Consider the following 19,393-nt stretch of genomic DNA (forward strand, 5'->3'; position numbering starts at 1 on the left):
GCTATCTTTTGTTATACTAAAATACAGCCGCCGTTTGCGCCGCGTTTCGCCTGCTTGTTGCACCTTTTTTGCCTTTATTTGAGTCCGCGCTTTATCATGTCTTCTTTGTTTTCATCTCAAAAACAGCGTGTACAGCAGCAGTTTATGCGCCGCTTGTGGGTCTTTGCTGCACTGATGCTGCTTGGGTTTGCTGTGCTTTTATTGCGCTATGGCTATTTACAAACGGTCGCGCACGAAACGTATGTCAAACGCGCTGAAGACAACCGCACCAAGCAGCTGCCCTTGCCGCCCACGCGTGGGGATATTTATGACCGTAATGGCATTATTATCGCGGGCAACCATCCTGTATTTACTGCGGTGCTGTATCCTGATGAGACGCCCAAGCCAGCGCAAATGCTCGCACAGCTTGCGCCGATTTTTGATTTATCCCCTGAGGCGGTTGGGGAGCTATTAAAGCGCCTGCAAGACGACCCGCACGACCCCATTACCCTAAAAGTCGATATCAGTAGCGCAGAGATGGCGCGTTTTAGTGAGCGCCAGCCGTTCTTTTCAGGCGTGCGCATTCAAAACACCTTGATACGCACTTATCCGTACAATGAGCTGTTTGCCCATGTGCTCGGCTATGTCGGGCGTATTAATGATAAAGACAGCCAGCAGATTGATAAGGCGCGTTACGCAGGCACGGACTTGATTGGTAAGATTGGTATCGAGCGTGAGTACGAAGACCAGCTCCTTGGGCAGCCAGGCTACCAAGAAGTAGAAACCAACGCGCATGGCGACATTTTGCGCGAGCTAAATACTCTACCCGCAACCGCTGGCAAAGATTTGCACGTGAGCCTTGATTATGGCTTACAAAAAGTCGCCGCCCAGCAGCTGGCAGGACGACGCGGCGCGATTGTGGCAATTGACCCGCGTGATGGCGGGGTGCTGGCGTTTGTGAGCAACCCAAGCTACGACCCCAATCCCTTTATTTCAGGCATTTCTTTTGACGATTATGGCGCGCTGCGCGATGACGAAGACCAGCCGCTGTATAACCGCGCTTTGCAAGGCATGTACCCGCCTGGCTCGACCATCAAGCCCTTTGAAGGCTTGGGCGGGATTCATTACGGCCTGCGTACATGGAAAACGACCATTTTTGACCCAGGTTATTTCAGCTTACCTGGCGACTCGCATCGCTTTCGGGATTGGAAACGCGGCGGTCATGGCACGGTCAATCTCAAAAAATCTATTATGATGTCGGTGGACACCTACTATTATAAGTTGTCTTATGAAATGGGGATTGAGCGCTTGCATGATTGGATGGTGCGTTTTGGCTTTGGCAGTAAGACAGGCATTGATTTACCTAATGAAAAGGTAGGCATCATGCCAAGCCCGTTATGGAAAGCGCAAACCTACAATCAGCGCTGGCTACCAGGTGAGACCATTTCAGTCAGTATTGGACAAGGGTATTTCTTAGCCACGCCCTTACAGATTGCCAATGCGACTGCCATCATGGCGAATAAAGGCAAACGCATCACCCCGCATGTCATCAAAGTCGATGACGCCGCCGCGCAAGCATTGGTGTCGCAAGCCCCGCGCATTGAATATAATGGCGAGGAGGAAGACTGGCAAAAAATGCAAGACGCGATGGAAGATACGGTCAAAAACGGCACGGCACGGCGCATCTACACCCCGCTATACCGCATCGCTGGCAAAACAGGCACAGCGCAGGTAAAATCCATCGCCCAAGGCGCAAGCTATGATAAGTCCAAGATTGATGAGCGCTACTGGGATCACGCGTGGTTTAATGGCTTTGCCCCCGTTGATAATCCACAAATTGCCCTTGCCGTACTGGTCGAAAATGGCGGTGGTGGCAGTAGTGTCGCCGCCCCTATTGGACGTGCGCTTTTTGATTATTGGCTGTTGCAGCGCCCCGAAGCACCGCTAACGCCGCCAAAAAAACCGCAGCCCAATACAAGCACAATCAGCCAACCTGACACAGAATAACCCGACAAGATAAGCGCTTATGAAAAAATCTGCCAAAACTCGCCGCCCAAAATCGACTGAGCCCAAAGCTGCCAGCGAAGTACGCATCATCGGCGGACAGCTCAAACGGCGTAACGTCTCCTTTATCGCCGCTGATGGTCTGCGCCCGACCCCTGATCGCTTGCGCGAAACGCTGTTTAATTGGCTGATGGGCGACTTGTATGACGCGCGCGTGTTGGACGCTTGCGCAGGTAGTGGGGTGCTCGGTTTTGAAGCCTTATCACGCGGCGCGGCGCACTGCACCTTTATCGAAGCCAATACCGCACAATACACCATGCTACAAAAAAACGCACAAAGCCTGCATTTGGACAGCGCAGCGTATCACATTGCCCACGCGCCCGCCGAGCAGTATTTAGCCAATCAAGCCCTAGCGGACAGTGACTCGGTCTTCGATGTGGTTTTTCTTGATCCACCGTATGCCGCCAACTTATGGCAGCCGATATTAGATGCGCTCCTTGCAACCCATCGCCTAGCCCCGCATACGCTCCTGTATGTCGAAGCCGACCGTGATATTGAGGTGATTATGAATGAGTGGTGCGCCAAAAACGCCGATACGTTGAGCAAAAAGCAGATGCAAACGCCCATTTGTCTAAAACAGACGAAAGTCGGTCAAGTTATGGCTGGACTTTATCAGCTTGGCTCGTCATAATATCTCTTTTCCGACACATCACTGCCAAATCACAGTAAATATATTCAGCGGGCGAAATAAAAGCGCGATGCCGCTTGCAACCGTATACACTACTGCTTATAATGTGCAGTCTGTTTTTTGAGAGCCCCGTTCCCAAACTCTCAACGAATTTTAATTTAAGGTTTTATCATGAAAACACTTAGTGCAAAACCAGCTGAAGTGACCCATGACTGGTATGTCGTTGATGCTGACGGCAAAACCCTTGGTCGCCTAGCGAGCCAAATCGCTCATCGCCTACGCGGTAAGCATAAGGCATCTTTTACCCCCCACGTTGACACTGGTGACTTCATTGTCGTCATCAATGCTGACAAAATTGCAGTAACGGGTAAAAAAGCGCAAGACAAGAAATACTATCGTCACAGCGGCTACCCAGGCGGTATCAAAGAAACCAACTTCACCAAGCTGATTGCACATAAGCCTGAAGATGTTCTACACAAAGCTGTTAAGGGTATGCTTCCAAAAGGTCCTCTTGGCTATGCGATGATCAAGAAGCTGAAGCTGTATGCTGGCACAGAGCATCCACACGCCGCTCAGCAACCTAAAGAACTAGACATCTAAGGAGTCACTTATGGAACGCAATTACGGAACTGGTCGCCGCAAGACGTCTACTGCTCGTGTCTTTTTGTCAAAAGGTACTGGTAACATCGTCGTAAACGGCAAGCCACTAGACGAATACTTCAGCCGTGAAACTTCACGCATGGTTGTTCGTCAGCCACTAGAGCTACTAGACTCAGCGACCGCTTATGACCTATACATCACCGTTGCTGGTGGTGGTATCAATGGTCAAGCAGGTGCTATCCGTCACGGTATCACTCGCGCATTGATCGAGTCAGACGAAAGCCTAAAGCCTGCCCTAAAAGCAGCTGGCTTCGTTACTCGTGACTCTCGTCAAGTTGAACGTAAGAAATTGGGTCTACGTAAAGCACGTAAACGTCCTCAATTCTCAAAGCGTTAATTTGCACGCGGCTTTACAGGTGGTTTATTTCTCCGCCTGTTTTGCCAGAGCATCAAAAGCCCCATATACTGCTTGCAGTGTTTGGGGTTTTTTTATGCGCTTGTGTTATCTGATACTGTGATATAAGCGTTGCAGTCACAGAAGCGCATGCTCACGACTTGCAAAGCGCATAAAACTGCCCCATCATCTTAGTTTATCTTTTTGACCAGCATTTTATTATGACAGTGCCAGAACAATTCGACCCAAAACGCGACAGCACGCCCAAAACGCCGAGCAATGCAAATGCGTCCATTCCTGTCAGTGACAGTCCGTCCTTGACCGAAACGCACAAGCAAACCTCAAGTGCCGAAAAAAAGCCGTTTGAGTGGCAGTTTTTGCTGCCTAAATACTGGGGCATTTGGCTGACGTTCGCGCTGATTTTGCCGCTAATGTATTTGCCGCTGCGTGTGCAGTTTTGGCTGGGTCGCAAGCTTGGCATATTGATTTACCGCGTGGCGAAATCTCGCCGCCGCGATACGCTGATTAATCTTGGACTCGCCTTCCCTGAAAAGCCCGCCGCCGAGCGCGAGCTGATGGCAAAGCAAGTCTTTGTCAATCAAGGCATCGGTGTGTTTGAAACGCTTTGCGCTTGGTTTCGCCCCAATGTGTTTAAGCGCACGTTTTCTATCTCAGGCTTACAACATCTGATTACTGCACAAAAAGAAGGGCGCGCGGTGATTTTATTGGGTGCGCATTATACGCTACTCGATTTGGGCGGGCGTCTGTGTACCCAGTTTTTCCCTGCTGACTGTATGTATCGCCCGCAAAACAATCCGCTACTCGAGTGGTTTGTATATAACGGGCGCACTAATGTGTTTGGGCAACAGATATCCAGCCGTGATATGCGTAGCCTTGTTGGCGCGATTAAGGCAGGGCATGTGATTTGGTACTCGCCTGACCAAGATTATGGGCTAAAACAAGGGGTCATGGCGCCCTTCTTTGGCGTGCCTGCGGCGACCATCACCGCTTCACGACGTTTGGCAAAATTGGGTAGTAAAACCAACCCGCCTGCGGTCATGGCGCTACACACATATCGTCAAACACCAGACAATATACCCAAGGGCAAACGTCCGCATTATCATATCACCATCACTGAGACGATGACCGATTATCCGAGCAATGACGAAGTGCATGACGCGGCGCGGGTGAATGAAATATTAGAGTCCTTAATTCGTATCGACCCAACGCAGTGGATGTGGTTTCACCGCCGCTATAAGAATACCCCCGAAGGGCGCAGTGACATCTATAAATAAGCGCATGCCAAAAGCGTATAAGCGATATTAGAAATTTGTTATACTGCCCACTGCTGATTTTTACTTTACTTTTTTTGCTTAAAAATAAAATACGACGGACTTTTCATGAGCGATAACTCTACGACCAAACGCATTCTTACGGGTATCAAACCAACGGGCATTCCTCATCTTGGCAACTATGTCGGCGCGATTCGCCCTGCCATTCAGTCGATTCAAAACAGCGATGACGATGCCTTTTTCTTTCTTGCCGATTATCATGGTATCATTGGCTGTCACGATCCTGCGATTATTCACGAATCGACCAAAGCCATCGCCGCAACTTGGATTGCCTGTGGTCTTGACCCTGAGCGTGTGACCTTTTATCGTCAGTCGGACGTGCCTGAGATTCCAGAGCTGTCGTGGATTTTGAGCTGCTCATGTGCCAAGGGGCTTATGAACCGTGCGCACGCCTATAAGGCGGCGGTCGATGCCAATATGGAAAAAGAAGACGTTGATGCTGATCAAGGCATTAACATGGGTTTGTTTGGCTACCCTGTGCTGATGGCGGCAGATATTTTGATGTTTAACGCGACTCACGTGCCCGTCGGTCGTGACCAAATCCAGCATATCGAGATGGCGCGTGATATCGCGGGCACCTTTAACCATCGTTATAAGCCTCTCTTTACTGAGCCTGAAGCGGTCGTTGATGACAATACGCCACTGTTGACAGGGCTTGACGGGCGTAAAATGAGCAAAAGCTATAACAATGTGATTCCACTCTTTGGAGAGTTTAATAGCCAAGCCGACCCTGAAAAAATGATGCGTAAAGCCATCATGAAAATCGTCACCAATTCACAGCTGCCTGAAGAACCCAAAGACCCTGACACCTCAGCGATTTTTGAGATTTATAAAGCCTTTGCCACGCCCGAAGAAATCAGCGAATTGCGCGCGCAGTATGCGGCGGGTATCGGCTGGGGCGACGCTAAAGAAAAGCTGTTCCAGCAGATTAATAACGAGATCGCCCCTTTCCGCGCCCGTTATCAAGAGCTGATGGCAAACCCAAAAGAGCTGGAAGAAATCCTGCAAATGGGCGCGGATAAAGCCCGTCGTCATAGCCGTAAGCAACTTGATAAAGCACGCCGTGCCATTGGCATTCGTCCGCTAGCGAAGCTGAAATAAGTAGCAAGCAATAGGCAGTTTTGATGTGATGTCCTCACCTGATGCGCTAGCATTGTCACCTATTGATGATGACCGTACCGATGCCGCAGATACGTCTGTGGCATCGTTTGTGCATATCTATCAAACGCCTGTCACTCAGCTGCCTGATGATTTGTACGTCCCGCCACAAGCATTTGCCATTTGGCTGGAGCAGTTTGCAGGGCCGTTGGACTTTTTACTGTATTTGGTCAAAAAGAACAATGTCGATTTGACGCAAATGCCTATTTTTCCCATTACCGAGCAGTATTTGACCTATATTAATGGTCTCGATACCGAGCATTTTGAATTGGCGGGTGATTATCTGCTGATGGCATCGACCTTAATCGCTATTAAAACCGAACTGCTACTGCCCAAGCCTGAAACGCCGCACGATGAGCGCGACCCAAAAGCCGAGCTGATTGCACGTCTAGAGACATATGCGCAAATCAAAGAAGCCAGCGCACGCTTGGATAATCTATTGCGCCTTGAGCGCGATGTGTTTTTGGCATGGGTCAGTATGCCTTCCGCTGAAGCCATGGCGGCAGAATTGCCCAACTACTCGCCCAACCTACTGATTGAAAGCTTGTTTAAAATGCAGATGAACCCGCAGCATCACATGCATACGATTAATAAAGACAGCGTGCCACTTGCTGACCGTATCGCTAGTATCAGTCGTCAACTGAGCACTGAAGGTACGCAGCGCTTTTATACGTTACTTGATAAGTCGCAAGGTAAAATGGGTGTAGTCGTTAGTTTTGTTGCGGTGCTGGAGCTGATGAAACGGCAATTGGTCGGTATCGTACCTGAGAGCATGTCTGCCGATGACGATATTTCTGCGCCCGAAACGCTAGACGCGCAAACCTTAACGCTGGCATGGCTGGCGTAGCTTTGATTTATTTTTTACCCCATTCGTACGAGTACCCACGTCATGCCTTCTACCCTGCCTAATGACGATACCCATGCCTTATCGTCAATCAATAATGATGACGCGCCGCAACTATTGACCATAAGCCGTCATATTGAGGTCTTATTACACGCAACCGAAGCGCCGCTCACGGCTGCCAGTCTAAAAAAATCCTTGGACATTTCGCAAAAACAGCTGAATGCGGCCCTGGTATTACTACAAGCCCGCCTAAGCGAAGGCGTATTAGAGCTAAAAGTCACTGCCAGCGGTTACCGCTTGCAGATTCGCGATACTTACAGCCCGCTCATTCAGCACGTCTTTCCTCAGCGTCAAGAACGCTTAAGCCAAGCCTTATTAGAAACAATCAGCATCATTGCCTATAAGCAGCCCGTCACTCGTAGCGATATTGAGCAAGTGCGCGGGGTGACGCTCTCAAGCAATATCTTGCGCCAGTTGTTTGATAAAGGCTGGATTAAGGAAGAGGGTTATAAAGACACACTTGGACAGCCTGCGCTATTACATACCACACCGCAGTTTTTGGATGCGTTTGGCTTAAGTAGTTTGGATGAGCTACCGCCAATGCCTGATATGGCAGGGTTAACTTAGAAATACAGCGACACAAAAAGGGCGCTAAACTTCATGTTTAGCGCCCTTTTTATTACTTTTTGCTTGTTTAGCAGCTTTTAGTAGCTCTGCCATTCTAAGCCAACACCTGCACCGATATCGGTTGAGTCGATGTCAGAATCAACTGCCCATACGCGCGTAGATAGCTGGGTCTTTGGTTGTAGTTGATGTGTCCATTCAACATCCAGCACGGTCAGCTTGTCTTCTTCAGGGAATAGGTTATTTATACCTTTATCCGCTCTAGGTGACTGATTAACCTTAGCATGCTGCAGTTTGGCACGTACGGAGTTATTACTATCTAACCATACTCGACTACCCAATGTGACACTTTGGGCATCGCCACCTAGCGCGTAACCCAATGGCAGACCCTGCTGGTAGTAGCCGTCTTCATAAGTAGCATGGTCATAAGAAACGCCGCGCGCCTCACCACTGGTTCGAGTATCGGTATATTCTGCATAGACCTGATATGGCTTGCCATATACTTCGCTGGCGTAATCAACACCTGCTAAGTACATGTTTTTGGCAGGCAGGCCACCTGCTTCATCTTCACCGATATATTGCGCATAGACACCTGCTGGGACATTTACCAAAGGCGCAAGATCGACACGCGCATCAAAGCCGCCCAGCTGGTTAGCGGGATCTTCTTTGCCTGTATCGCCATTATCGCGAGTACCTGTCAGTGCGTCAAAAAATGAGCTGGCGCTCTCTGGACGACCATCGCCACCCCACATAAAGGTACGTGATGCACCAAGCTCTAGCCAAGGCTGCGGACTGGCAGTCAGACGCATACCAAACAGTTTGGCATTCGGAACCGCATCATAATCATCAAGCTGTCCCGCAAACAGCTGGTACTGCCAAGGGCCGACCCATGATAAGTATTTTGTTTCGGGTGCTTCTTGCGTATCACGCTGCATGGTCACGCCAGTGACGGGTAAGCTTGCGTCACCACGGATTAAGCTGCCAGCGTGTCCAGTTCCCCACCATGCAGGGATTTTACCTGCGATCAACCACTGGTTGGCCGCTTTGCCCGCGATATACGAGCCTTCAAAACTAACGTCACTGTTGTCCTCAGCCAAATCATCATTTTTGATATTGGCTTGCAGGTTAAACTCCCAATCTTGCTCACTCAAACCAATACCACCAGACAGCTGCTGCCCTGCCAAGTGGTCATCGCCAAAGGTTTGTGGCAACTGCTGACGGTCAGTTTGCACATAAGCGTTCACATTGGCTTTTACCAATCCATCTCGCTCTTTATCTAAAACGTTTTGCACTTTTTGCAGCATTTGCGCTTGTGTGGACGTAGCGACTTGTGCCGAACTTAAGGCACGGTTAATCTCATTGGTGGTTAAAGGCCACGTGCTGGTACTGATATCAATCACGCCTTGCGTATTTAGCCAATCGAGCTGAGATTTTAGTTCAGCATCATTCATATGCAGGTTTTGTGCTGAGGCAACAGCAGATATCACGCCCAGTCCGACAAGGAGACTAAGGCGTTTATATTGGCGCGATGTGTTCATAAAATTTCTACCTAAATGAGATTGAGAGACAAGAGATATAGCCCTAGCCGCTTTTGACCAAAGCATATATCAATATGCACTATAATAAGGCGTTATGCTTGCGCTATCTGTGCAAGTACCGTATCGAGTGCCTGTACGGTTTTGTCAATTTCTGCTGGCGTCAATGTTGGATGCACCAAAAACATCAGGCTGGTCTCGCCCAGCTCTTTTGCGACAGGTAAGCGCACTTTTGGACGCAAGTCAGTATCATCAAAGGCTTTTTCTAAATACACTTCAGACGCTGAACCTGAAAAACAAGGTACGCCTTGCTCATTAATAGCAGCAATGATGCGATCACGGGTCCAGCCTTCAGGGAGATTATCAGGCTTCACGTACACATACAGCTTATAGTAAGCGTGTTTGGCATCTGCAAAATCGGCGCTGTTTTCTAGACGCGGCACAGACATATAGCCTTTATCTTCCCAGCGCGTACAGGCATCCAAGATCGCTTGGGCATTTTGTGTACGTTTCTCAGTCCAATCACTCATGCGCGCTAGCTGAATACGTCCGATTGCCGATTGCATCTCAGGCATGCGCCAGTTGGTACCAAAGCTTTCATGCAGCCAGCGGTAACCTGGTGGGTGCTCTTTTTCATAGACAGCGGCGTAGCTCTTGCCGTGGTCTTTGTACGCCCACATGGTGCGCCATAGCTGCTCGTCATTGGTGGTGACCATGCCGCCTTCGCCGCCTGTGGTTATGATTTTATCTTGGCAAAAACTCCATGCGCCTACGTGACCGAGGCTGCCGACACTGCGTCCTTTGTAGGTTGCGCCATGTGCCTGCGCGCAATCTTCGATGACGTATAAATTATGCGCGTCTGCTAAGGCCATGATGCCGTCCATATCGCACGGCCAGCCAGCCAAATGTACGCAAATAATAGCTTTGGTCTTATCGGTCAATACCGCTTTAATGGTCTCAGGTGAGATATTGCCCGTGTCCGCCTCGACATCGGCAAACACAGGGGTCGCCCCTGCATTCACCACACAAGAGATACTGGCGATAAAGGTGCGCGGTGTGACAATCACTTCATCACCAGCACCAATGTCTAGCGCCTTTAATGCCACATCTAAGGCGAGCGTCCCATTCCCGACTGCGACCGCATATTTACTGTCAGCCCATGCCGCAAACTCTTTTTCAAATTCGCGCCCTTCTTGACCTGTCCAGTAGTTTACTTTGTTGGATAACAAAACAGCACTGACTTTATCAGCTTCTTCTTGCGTAAAGCTCGGCCACGGTGAAAAAAATGAATTTAGCATAGCATCCTCGATGAAGAGATAATTTTAATAATGATTAGGGTTAACGCATCATTGGTCTGGCAGGATTGCCCACCACCACTGCACCTGCGGGCACGCTTTTGGTAACCACAGCCCCCATCCCAACGACAGCGCCCTTACCGATAACCAAAGGCTGGTCAGGGGTGCCTTGTTTAATAACAGCGCCTGCGCCGATATAAGCATGGTCGTGAATATGAATATTGCCATTGCAGCTGACACGCGGGGCAAAAGTGACATAGTCGCCGATGACGCAATCGTGCTCGACATAGCTGTATAAATTGGCATGAAAGCACTTACCAACCTGTACATTGGCGCCAATCGTCACAAAAGGACTGAGCGCCGCCCCATTACCCACTGTCACGGCGTCCATAATCAGTGTCGTGTCCGCCTGTACAGACCAAAGCGCTATACCATCAGCCGTCAGCTTATTGGTGACTGTCTCACGCACTTTACTGTTGGCGATAGCGATTAAAACCGCTTTTTCGCCACTTAACGCGATAAAGTCTTGATAGTTCATCGCCAGATAGCCATTAACCGTGGCAGGCTGATCCAAACCATCATCAATAAATACCAAATCTGCGGTACTATCGGTACGCATCACCGTCATTTTGGCAATAGGCATTAAGCTACGACCACATCCCGATGCGCCATAGACCGCATATACCTTATGCATGGCTCGGCTCGACTATACTGCTGCCAGTAAATTTCGGCATCGTGGCTGCACCTTCAGCGCTGATACCGTCCTTGATAACGACTTTTTTGACCGTTTTAACCAAGATTTTGATATCCAGCCACAGCGATTGATTGTCTACATACCAAGTATCAAGCGCAAACTTTTCATCCCAACCAATCGCATTGCGCCCATTGACCTGTGCGTAGCCTGTAATGCCTGGACGCATTTGATGGCGGCGTTTTTGCTCCTCATTATATAGCGGCAGATACTCCATCAGTAAGGGACGCGGGCCAACCAAGCTCATATCGCCTTTAATCACGTTCCACAGCTCTGGCAGCTCATCCAAGCTACTGTCACGCAGACGCTTGCCAAAATCTGTTAGGCGCTCACTGTCAGGCAGCACATTGCCCTCAGCATCAACAGCATCTTTCATAGAGCGAAACTTAAGCATCTCAAACGGCTTACCATCCAAACCTGGACGTACTTGACGAAACAACACAGGCGAGCCTAAGTTTTTCTTTACTTTATACGCAGTCACCGCATAGACAGGGGCTAACACCACGAGCGCGCTGGACGCCGCTGCAATATCAAACAGTCGTTTTATCATTGTATTCCCATCTCCGTTAGCATCATTTGATTAACTGTATTGACATCAAATTTATCCATAGCCACCTGACGTGCTGCACGACCCATCTTAGCAATTAACTCAGGCTCATCGATGAATTTTTGCATGGCTTCAGCCAAGGCGTCCGCATCCTTGATGGGTACCAGATAACCATTATGACCGTCTACGACTGTCTCACGGCAACCTGGCGCATCGGTTGTGATGACTGCGCGACCCATGGCCATAGCCTCAAGCACTGTACGCGGCGTCCCCTCACGATAAGAGGGCAACACATAGACAGAGCTGTCTGCAATGGCAGGCTTTACATCGTTGAGCTTACCTAAGAAATTAACCAGTCCATCCTCAATCCACGTATCCAGCTCACGCTGCTCAATCGCATCAGGGTTGTCATCGACCCAGCCTACTAGGTCAAACCGCACATTAGGATGACGAGATTTAATGATAGCTGCTGCCTGAGCATACTCACGTACCCCTTTTGCGCCAAGCAAACGCGCAATGAGCAAAAAGCGCGGCACAGACTCACCATTTTCTGTCGGCAATGGCGCAACGCTATATTCTGATACATTAACGCCTGAGCCATTAACCACGGTACTTGGCGTCGATGGTTTTAAAATACCCATTTTTTTAAATAGGGCTTGATCATCAGGATTTTGAAAAAACACCTTATCTGTGGTCAGTAATGCTGCGGCATACAACTGATGCATGACCTTTTGCAGATTGGACTTTTTATACCCTACCTCTTCTGCCCCACTAAAGGCATAGCCGAGACCTGTTATCAGCGCAAAAATATGCGGTACACGGGCAAGCTTAGCAGCGAGCGAACCATAAATAACTGGCTTGATGGTATAGCCAAGCACATAATCAGGCTTAATTTTCTTCATTAATAAGTATAAAGCAGACAAGGTTTTAGCGTCTTTTAACGGATTGGTCCCTGTACGCTGCATAGGTATGTCATGCACTGTATAACCTAATGCTATCAAACTATCACACTCTTCTGGATAAACCTCAAATTCAGGGGCAGCAACGTGAATCTCAAAGCCTTTATCCTGTAACGCTTTAATTAAAGCACCACGAAATTTTAGGAGTGAAACAGGATAGCTAGCTATTATTAGGAACTTGTTCAAACCAGACTCCTTTTTACAATATCTCTAGCTGATTGCCAAAACTCTGAACGACGTTTTTTTAAAACATTTTGATCGTATTCTTTAGCTTTTTGATAATTTAATTTACCTTGCTCAAATCTTAATTGCTGAGAATCGACGAAATCTTTTATCTTTTTTGCCAGAGCTTCTGAATCGTAAGGTTTTATCAAAGTATCCTTAGATAGTAGCTCAGGAATGCCACCTACATTAGAAGCTACAGCAGGTAAGCCAACACTCATTGCTTCAATCAATGCTCTGGGCAAACCTTCGGTATAGCTTGGCTGAATATATAAGTCTAATGAACTCAACCACTTAGCAACTTCATCTCCACCTTTGAGGATACCATCAAAGAAAACCAAGTCATTTATACCTAGTTCTTTCGCTACAGATCTGTAATGGCTTTCTAAAGAACCAGATCCTAATATATGTAGCTCAACATTTTCCATACTATTTTTTAGGAAACCAATAGCTTTAATCGCTTCGGCTATGCCTTTATAATGATTATTAAAGGAACCAATTAGTCCGATTTTGAAATTTTTTTCATTGACTTCATAATCTTTAATATCAATAAATCTTTCTTGTATTAACACCTCAACATTTGAAGCGTAGTCTGCTAAACCGTTAGTCGGGTAAGCTTTTTGAAGAGCAAACTGAGTTACATAAATTACACCATCAGCTCTTTTTATAAAAAAACTATTTAAGCCTGAGAATATACAAGCAAATAATTTGAAAGGTAAGTTTATATTTTCTCTAGAAGTTATGAGGGCTTCTTTTGGATCGCCCACCATCTCAATAAAAAATTTTTTTCTTATAAGCATATTCAAAAGCAGTGTATAAACCCCCAGAAAACTTGGTAACCGTATAACAACAAAATCATTATATATTATATTAGAAAATATTAATTTGGTATTCGCTAAAAAATAGTAAGAAAATATCTTAGAAAAACTTAAACCTTTTACTGGGAAAAAACTAACATTAATCCCTTGTATTTTTGAAAGACCTTTAGGGTCGTCAATTTCTTCTATACGACTGATTACTGAAAGAGAATCTTGGAAAGCAATATAGCGTGATAAGACTTCATCTGTCATCTTTCCTTCTGAGTAGAACATATTATCGTTAACTTTAAATTTATGATCATGTACATATAAGCATTTAAAAATGAATTTTTCCATAAGAAACAACCACCTAATTAATAAATATATTAAAATTTATTTAATGATTTATTTTTATAAAGAATCTCAACTACATAAATGATAAAAACATATATAATTATTTGTGATTTATTTTGAAAATTAGGAATAGATAGTGCAGTTACAATATAATAAATCAATATAAAGTTCTTTATTACAAAAAATCTATCTAGTAAGACATCTTCCCCTTTTGATTTTACTTTTAAAGATAGGAATATAATAAAAAGAAATATAAAACCACCAAATAAACCTAAGGTAAACAAAACTTCAAGAACAGTACTGTGCGTATAAACAAAATCAGAATAGTACTGAAATGTATTCAAGCCATTCCCTAGTATAGGCTTATCCAAGAAGCCTTTAATAGCAGTATTTGCTATATCAATACGTATATCATCTGAAGCACTTCTATACTTAATATCAATATCAGTATTGGGTGCTTCTAACCCAATCGCTGCTGGTATAGCCAAAACTCTCGAATACAATGGTGATTCAACTATCTGTTGTTGAAAAATATTAATTAAAAGTATAAAACTTATAATTAAGCCCAAAGTTATTTTTATATTATATTTAATATTTTTAAGAATTAAATAAGAAAATGCTGTCAATACTGCAACAATAGCTCCTCGTGATCCAGCAAGGACAACTAGTATTGAAGAGGACAATATGACAGATAAAGCAACAAATTTTGAGATGTTTCTATAATTTGAAAACAAATACAAGTATGATATACCTAATACTAAACTTGTAGCACTTACTAAACCAAGAGCATTAGGCTGACCAACTACACCTACAAACCTCAAAGTTGAAGATGGCGCAGTAAGATTTCGTATATTAAACAGTATAAACCCCATTAAAGCATAGAACATAAATCTTTCAATATCATCTAAGGTCTCAATAGACCTACTAAGAGATATTGAATAAAAAATTAGAAATATGAAGAAAATAGTGGGTATAATACTGGAACTAATATCGATTGAAGCTAATAAAGATAAGACAAAACTAACTAATAATGACAGAAAAATCAATTGAGCTTTATTAATACTTCTAAATCTACCTAAAAGAATTAAGGTAAAGAACAAAATAGCAAAAGTAATATATACTATAAAATCGATATTAGAATATAATGTTGAAGTTAATAAGAATGCATTCAAACTAACCAAAAAAGCAAGTACGCCCTTCTTTTTTATTTTCATTCTGTAATTAAGCTCACTATTAAATTAGTTTGATCATTCATATTGAATTTTTCTTTTACATATAAATGTGCATTCTTTTTCATAGACTCTATTTTTGGATTATTAAAAATGGAAATTAAACATTTTTTTATACTTTCACTAGACCCTATATCTATCAAGTAACCATTATATTCATCTTTAATTAAACTTGGTACTCCTCCTACAGGCGTAGCTATAATTAACTTTTCCATATACATACCTTCTTGTACTATCCTTGGTAGACCTTCACTATAAGATGGCAAACACACTATATCTACTTCAGATAACAGTTGAGGAATGTTATCTACCCAGCCCAACCAATGAATATTACTTTTGATATTAGTACATATTAACTTGCACTCGCGTATATAGTCCTGAACCTCAGAGGGTTCAAGGCCGCCCGCAATAAATATTTCTATCTTTTCCTGATAGTTACTCGGTAAATGACTTATTCCTTCAAGTAACAACTTCAAACCTTTCATTGGAATCAACGCTCCAGCGAATAAAATCTTAACATTATTAAAATCAATAATTTTCTGAGAGTGAAAATCCTTAAGTTTTTCAAAATCTACAGAAGTATGAGTAACATGTAGTTTTCTTTTCTTAATAATGAATTTAGTCATATTTTTTTTAGTCTGGCTAGATACGCAAAAGATATCCGTAACAAAAAAATTTAAGAAAAACTTGGTAATAACGTTAAAACTATTAGCACTTCCATTGCCCCTACTGTAGAAATATATTCTATAATTTAAATTAAATATCTTCAATAATGAAAGGACATATAAAGCTTTAGGAGAATTACATAGAATAATATTATCATTATTTTTTGAATTTATCTTTATCATCTTATTTATTTTGTAAAAACAATCAACAAAATACATACTAGCAGATAGATACTTTTTACCAACCTTAAACACATTTAAATTATTTTTTATTTTTACAGTATGAATGGGAGCTTCAATATTTTTAATAAAATTCTTGTCAGTTCCTTCAACTGCTAAAACATTTACATTCAACACATGGCTATGTTCTTTATGAATTTTATTTAGTAGTGCAACTGTTGATTGTTGAGCTCCTCCATAAGTACCTACAAAATCGAAATAATATAAAGTAGTCATAAATAAAACCCTCATTATTAAATAGCCAGTAAACACTAAGAATTAACTATCAAACTATAGTTATTAATATATTTTCAAATTATTTTTAAAAGAAAATTATCAGAACGATGTACTTAAGATAATTTCACTTTAATATTATGAAACCTTCTTCTAAAACTTTTTTCCATAGTTTTTATCGAAAATAACAAAAAATCACTCCAACTAATCTCTGGATGTCTATTTTTTAATTTGAAAACGTTTTTTAAATCCATAACCCGACTATAACTATATAACCTACTTAGTATTAAATACTCATAATATTTTCTTTCATCGTCATTTAAAACTGTGTTTAACTTAAAATGAAAAACATGAGTTTTTTCAACTTGTCTATTCAAGTTAGTTCTATTTTCCGCTTCAACTCTATAAATAGCAGTAATTTTACAACTCTTGACAATTATAAAGCTACTAGCTAGCTTTGCCCATAATGCTAAATCCTCTCCATTTGTTAAGGAGATATCAAAACCACCTATTTTATCAAAACAGCTTCTATGAACTACAACAACACTCGTCCATATCAAATGCTCCTTTATCGCCTCTTTGAAGTAATTTTCAATTTTAAAGATGTTTGCTAATCGTGGATGTTTAAATAGCTTCTTGTTATTGGAAAACTTAAAGGAAGTTACATAAACCTTTTCATTTGGAAATGTAACCATCATTTTATAAATTTCCTTAAGGTGATTTATCTCCCATAAATCATCACCATCTAAAAAAGCAATCCACTCATAACTAGCTTCTTTAATACCTCTATTTCTAGCTGCGGAAACTCCTTGGTTTTTTTGATGTATTACTCTAACTCTATCATCATCTATACTTTCAACAATTTTAGTACTACTATCGGTAGAACCATCATTTATAACAATTATTTCAAATTTTTGATATGTCTGTTTAAGTACAGAATCTATCGTATCTTTTATACTAAGCTCTTTATTAAATAAAGGTATCACTACAGTAAACATTTTAGATATTTATCCCCGTAAAGTTAAGCGCAGCCTGTTTTTTCATTTGTTCTACTTTGATTGGGTAAATATATGTATCTTTATTATTTAAAATATTAATCACTTTATGAGCTTTCTTTAATGGATCATAATTACTATTCCATAATCTCTGTTCTCTATTATAAGAAACACTATTAAGGAAATCTTCGCACTTCCTATGATATTCATTTAACATAAATGGTGTATTTGAGAAACAAGCAAAAATTGCTGCATGCAAACGTGTGGATATAACAAAATCGCAAGACGCTATTTCGTTCCACATTATACGTGTTTGTTTATTGTAACCTACGATCTCATAACTTCTAGGTAAAGCTTTGCTTATAGTTTCTTTTGTTAACTGTAGATCACCTGTCATTGGATTTCCATTTATAATAAAAAACTTAAAATGAACATTCTCTTCTTTATCTAAATTCTTTATCAGCTCAACGAGCTTAGCATTTCTGTTGTATTCATTTTTTATGTTATTAATATCATTGATACTTTCTACAGGACAAACACTAATGCCTATTACTTTTTTATCATTAAATAAAAAATCATTTTTCGGAACTTCATAAATTTCTGGAAGCAGGGCAGCTAAATCAAATGCATTTACAGGCTCATATGGTAAGTTAAAAGCTGCTAAGTAATCAAAAGACCTCTGATCTCTAACAGATAGAAAATCTATATTTTTCAGATAGTTAATTGTTGCTTTCTCATCTTCTATTGTTTTGAATGGACCTATTGAAACTCCAATACCTCCAATCTTAATTTTCGATCCTTTTTTCTTACTTTTGATAGCAAGCTGCTTAATATTGCTAGCTTTTAGTTGACTATGTATAGTTGATCCACCCGCTGATATTAAATAGTCAGTTGCTGAAAGTAAAAATTTGTTCTGTAAACTATAAGACCTAGGAATATCAAAAGGATAACCTTTTATTTCTTTACCTACAATCGGAAGGTTGGATTTTTTAGCTAAAAATATATTATTACTTTTATGCCAGTACTTTTCAGCTCCCCAAGAAGTTACTTCTAAAAAAGCGTCATCTCCGGTATTACAATGCCCATAATATCCTGTAAACAATATTTCAGAGCTAAAGATTTTTTTATATGTCATAATTAAAACCTTAATGAAACCGATTAAAATATATTAGTGCGTGTTGAACATTCATAATTTGAGCCAGATATAAGCACAAGCAAGAGCGACCGTATTTTCATAACTCTGCTTGAGCTTATCAAATCTGGTGGCAACCGCCCTATACTGCTTTAACTTGGCGAAAGCGTTTTCCACTAGATGCCTGGCTTTATATAAGTCCCAGTCCATATGGTCGTTAGAAGACTTGGTGTTTCGTTTTCGAGGGATGTTATCATGCGTCCCTGATTGTTCAATATGCGCTCGTAGTGCATCAGAATCATAGCCTTTATCGGCACATAAAACCTCTGTATCGCTCAAGTCAACCTTGTCTATTAAATCAGGTGCGACTTTAACATCGTGGGTTGTGCCATCTGATAAAATAAAGGTAATCGGATTGCCATGAGCATCAACTGCCAAATGAATCTTGGTCGCGCGGCCTGCCACACTTTTACTAATGGATTGTAGATTCTCGTTGCCTCCATTGCTGTACTGATGCGCTTTAATATGAGTACCATCAATGAAGACCCACTCAAGGTCTGCGTCTTTGATCAGTAACGTAAATAATGCCATCAGCTTATTACTGCGAAACCAGCGCTGGTAATCTTTATAGATGGTATTAGGCTTGCCAAAATACTCGGGTAAGTCGCGCCAAGGACAGCCAACACGCATGCGATAAAGCACGCCTTCAACCGTTTGTCTAAGATTTCCTTTGTCATAGATATTAAGTTCTAGTAATATAGGTTTCAGTCTTGTCCAGTGTTCATCTTTGAGCATGGTGCGAGGCATAGCGAACGA

Annotated in this window: 19 protein-coding genes; 8 read left to right on the forward strand and 11 right to left on the reverse strand. The window is 42.8% G+C overall.

The features are described 5' to 3' along the window. The first annotated feature begins 96 nt into the window (after positions 1 to 96). The 8 genes from mrdA (at position 97) to scpB (ending at position 7,646) form a co-directional block, all read left to right on the forward strand. Positions 97 to 1,986: a penicillin-binding protein 2 gene (gene mrdA, locus JIE71_RS02650; RefSeq protein ID WP_199507171.1), complete on the forward strand. Its 1,890-nt coding sequence runs from the start codon at positions 97 to 99 to the stop codon at positions 1,984 to 1,986. A gap of 19 nt (positions 1,987 to 2,005) precedes the next feature. After that, positions 2,006 to 2,674 (forward strand): 16S rRNA (guanine(966)-N(2))-methyltransferase RsmD, encoded by a 669-nt coding sequence (gene rsmD, locus JIE71_RS02655; RefSeq protein WP_199507172.1) that lies wholly within the window; start codon positions 2,006 to 2,008, stop codon positions 2,672 to 2,674. A 168-nt stretch (positions 2,675 to 2,842) separates the two neighbouring features. After that, complete coding sequence (gene rplM / locus JIE71_RS02660; RefSeq protein WP_199507173.1) at positions 2,843 to 3,271, forward strand: 50S ribosomal protein L13; 429 nt, start codon at positions 2,843 to 2,845, stop codon at positions 3,269 to 3,271. 10 nt (positions 3,272 to 3,281) lie between these two features. Continuing rightward, on the forward strand, positions 3,282 to 3,668 hold the full coding sequence (gene rpsI, locus JIE71_RS02665; RefSeq protein WP_199507174.1) for a 30S ribosomal protein S9: 387 nt from the start codon (positions 3,282 to 3,284) through the stop codon (positions 3,666 to 3,668). A 218-nt stretch (positions 3,669 to 3,886) separates the two neighbouring features. Next, positions 3,887 to 4,960, forward strand: a complete 1,074-nt coding sequence (locus JIE71_RS02670; RefSeq protein WP_199507175.1) for a lipid A biosynthesis acyltransferase — start codon at positions 3,887 to 3,889, stop codon at positions 4,958 to 4,960. Positions 4,961 to 5,065: 105 nt separating this feature from the next. Then, complete coding sequence (locus JIE71_RS02675; protein ID WP_199507176.1) at positions 5,066 to 6,118, forward strand: tryptophan--tRNA ligase; 1,053 nt, start codon at positions 5,066 to 5,068, stop codon at positions 6,116 to 6,118. A 28-nt stretch (positions 6,119 to 6,146) separates the two neighbouring features. Beyond that, positions 6,147 to 7,022 (forward strand): segregation and condensation protein A, encoded by an 876-nt coding sequence (locus JIE71_RS02680; RefSeq protein ID WP_199507214.1) that lies wholly within the window; start codon positions 6,147 to 6,149, stop codon positions 7,020 to 7,022. Positions 7,023 to 7,064: 42 nt separating this feature from the next. Further along, positions 7,065 to 7,646 carry an SMC-Scp complex subunit ScpB gene (scpB, locus tag JIE71_RS02685; protein ID WP_199507177.1) on the forward strand — a complete coding sequence of 194 codons (582 nt, stop codon included), beginning with the start codon at positions 7,065 to 7,067 and terminating at the stop codon, positions 7,644 to 7,646. Between the two features lie 77 nt (positions 7,647 to 7,723). Here scpB and JIE71_RS02690 read toward each other — a convergent pair whose 3' ends face one another. The 11 genes from JIE71_RS02690 to JIE71_RS02740 form a co-directional block, all read right to left on the reverse strand. After that, on the reverse strand, positions 7,724 to 9,181 hold the full coding sequence (locus JIE71_RS02690; protein WP_199507178.1) for a capsule assembly Wzi family protein: 1,458 nt from the start codon (positions 9,179 to 9,181) through the stop codon (positions 7,724 to 7,726). 92 nt (positions 9,182 to 9,273) lie between these two features. Then, positions 9,274 to 10,476, reverse strand: coding sequence for a DegT/DnrJ/EryC1/StrS family aminotransferase (locus tag JIE71_RS02695; RefSeq protein WP_199507179.1), 1,203 nt, complete (start codon positions 10,474 to 10,476; stop codon positions 9,274 to 9,276). Positions 10,477 to 10,516: 40 nt separating this feature from the next. After that, the gene (locus JIE71_RS02700) at positions 10,517 to 11,167 is read right to left on the reverse strand and encodes a NeuD/PglB/VioB family sugar acetyltransferase (protein WP_199507180.1); all 651 of its coding nucleotides are present in this window, start codon (positions 11,165 to 11,167) and stop codon (positions 10,517 to 10,519) included. Further along, the gene (locus JIE71_RS02705) at positions 11,160 to 11,774 is read right to left on the reverse strand and encodes a sugar transferase (protein WP_199507181.1); all 615 of its coding nucleotides are present in this window, start codon (positions 11,772 to 11,774) and stop codon (positions 11,160 to 11,162) included. Before JIE71_RS02705 ends, JIE71_RS02700 begins: the two co-directional genes overlap by 8 nt. Next, complete coding sequence (locus tag JIE71_RS02710) at positions 11,771 to 12,916, reverse strand: glycosyltransferase family 4 protein (protein ID WP_199507182.1); 1,146 nt, start codon at positions 12,914 to 12,916, stop codon at positions 11,771 to 11,773. The genes JIE71_RS02705 and JIE71_RS02710 overlap by 4 nt, the downstream gene beginning before the upstream one ends. Continuing rightward, the gene (locus tag JIE71_RS02715; protein WP_199507183.1) at positions 12,913 to 14,106 is read right to left on the reverse strand and encodes a glycosyltransferase family 4 protein; all 1,194 of its coding nucleotides are present in this window, start codon (positions 14,104 to 14,106) and stop codon (positions 12,913 to 12,915) included. The genes JIE71_RS02710 and JIE71_RS02715 overlap by 4 nt, the downstream gene beginning before the upstream one ends. 29 nt (positions 14,107 to 14,135) lie before the next feature. Next, positions 14,136 to 15,317, reverse strand: a complete 1,182-nt coding sequence (locus JIE71_RS02720; protein WP_199507184.1) for an O-antigen ligase family protein — start codon at positions 15,315 to 15,317, stop codon at positions 14,136 to 14,138. Next, on the reverse strand, positions 15,314 to 16,453 hold the full coding sequence (locus tag JIE71_RS02725; protein ID WP_199507185.1) for a glycosyltransferase: 1,140 nt from the start codon (positions 16,451 to 16,453) through the stop codon (positions 15,314 to 15,316). The genes JIE71_RS02720 and JIE71_RS02725 overlap by 4 nt, the downstream gene beginning before the upstream one ends. Before the next feature lie 113 nt (positions 16,454 to 16,566). Beyond that, complete coding sequence (locus JIE71_RS02730) at positions 16,567 to 17,448, reverse strand: glycosyltransferase family 2 protein (protein ID WP_199507186.1); 882 nt, start codon at positions 17,446 to 17,448, stop codon at positions 16,567 to 16,569. Position 17,449: 1 nt separating this feature from the next. After that, on the reverse strand, positions 17,450 to 18,580 hold the full coding sequence (locus JIE71_RS02735) for a polysaccharide pyruvyl transferase family protein (RefSeq protein WP_199507187.1): 1,131 nt from the start codon (positions 18,578 to 18,580) through the stop codon (positions 17,450 to 17,452). Positions 18,581 to 18,631: 51 nt separating this feature from the next. Continuing rightward, a complete protein-coding gene (locus JIE71_RS02740) occupies positions 18,632 to 19,384 on the reverse strand; it encodes an IS5 family transposase (RefSeq protein WP_199507188.1) in 753 nt (250 codons plus the stop codon). Positions 19,385 to 19,393: the final 9 nt, after the last annotated feature.

The organism is Psychrobacter sp. bablab_jr014 (assembly GCF_016464015.1).
Classification (GTDB): Bacteria; Pseudomonadota; Gammaproteobacteria; order Pseudomonadales; family Moraxellaceae; genus Psychrobacter.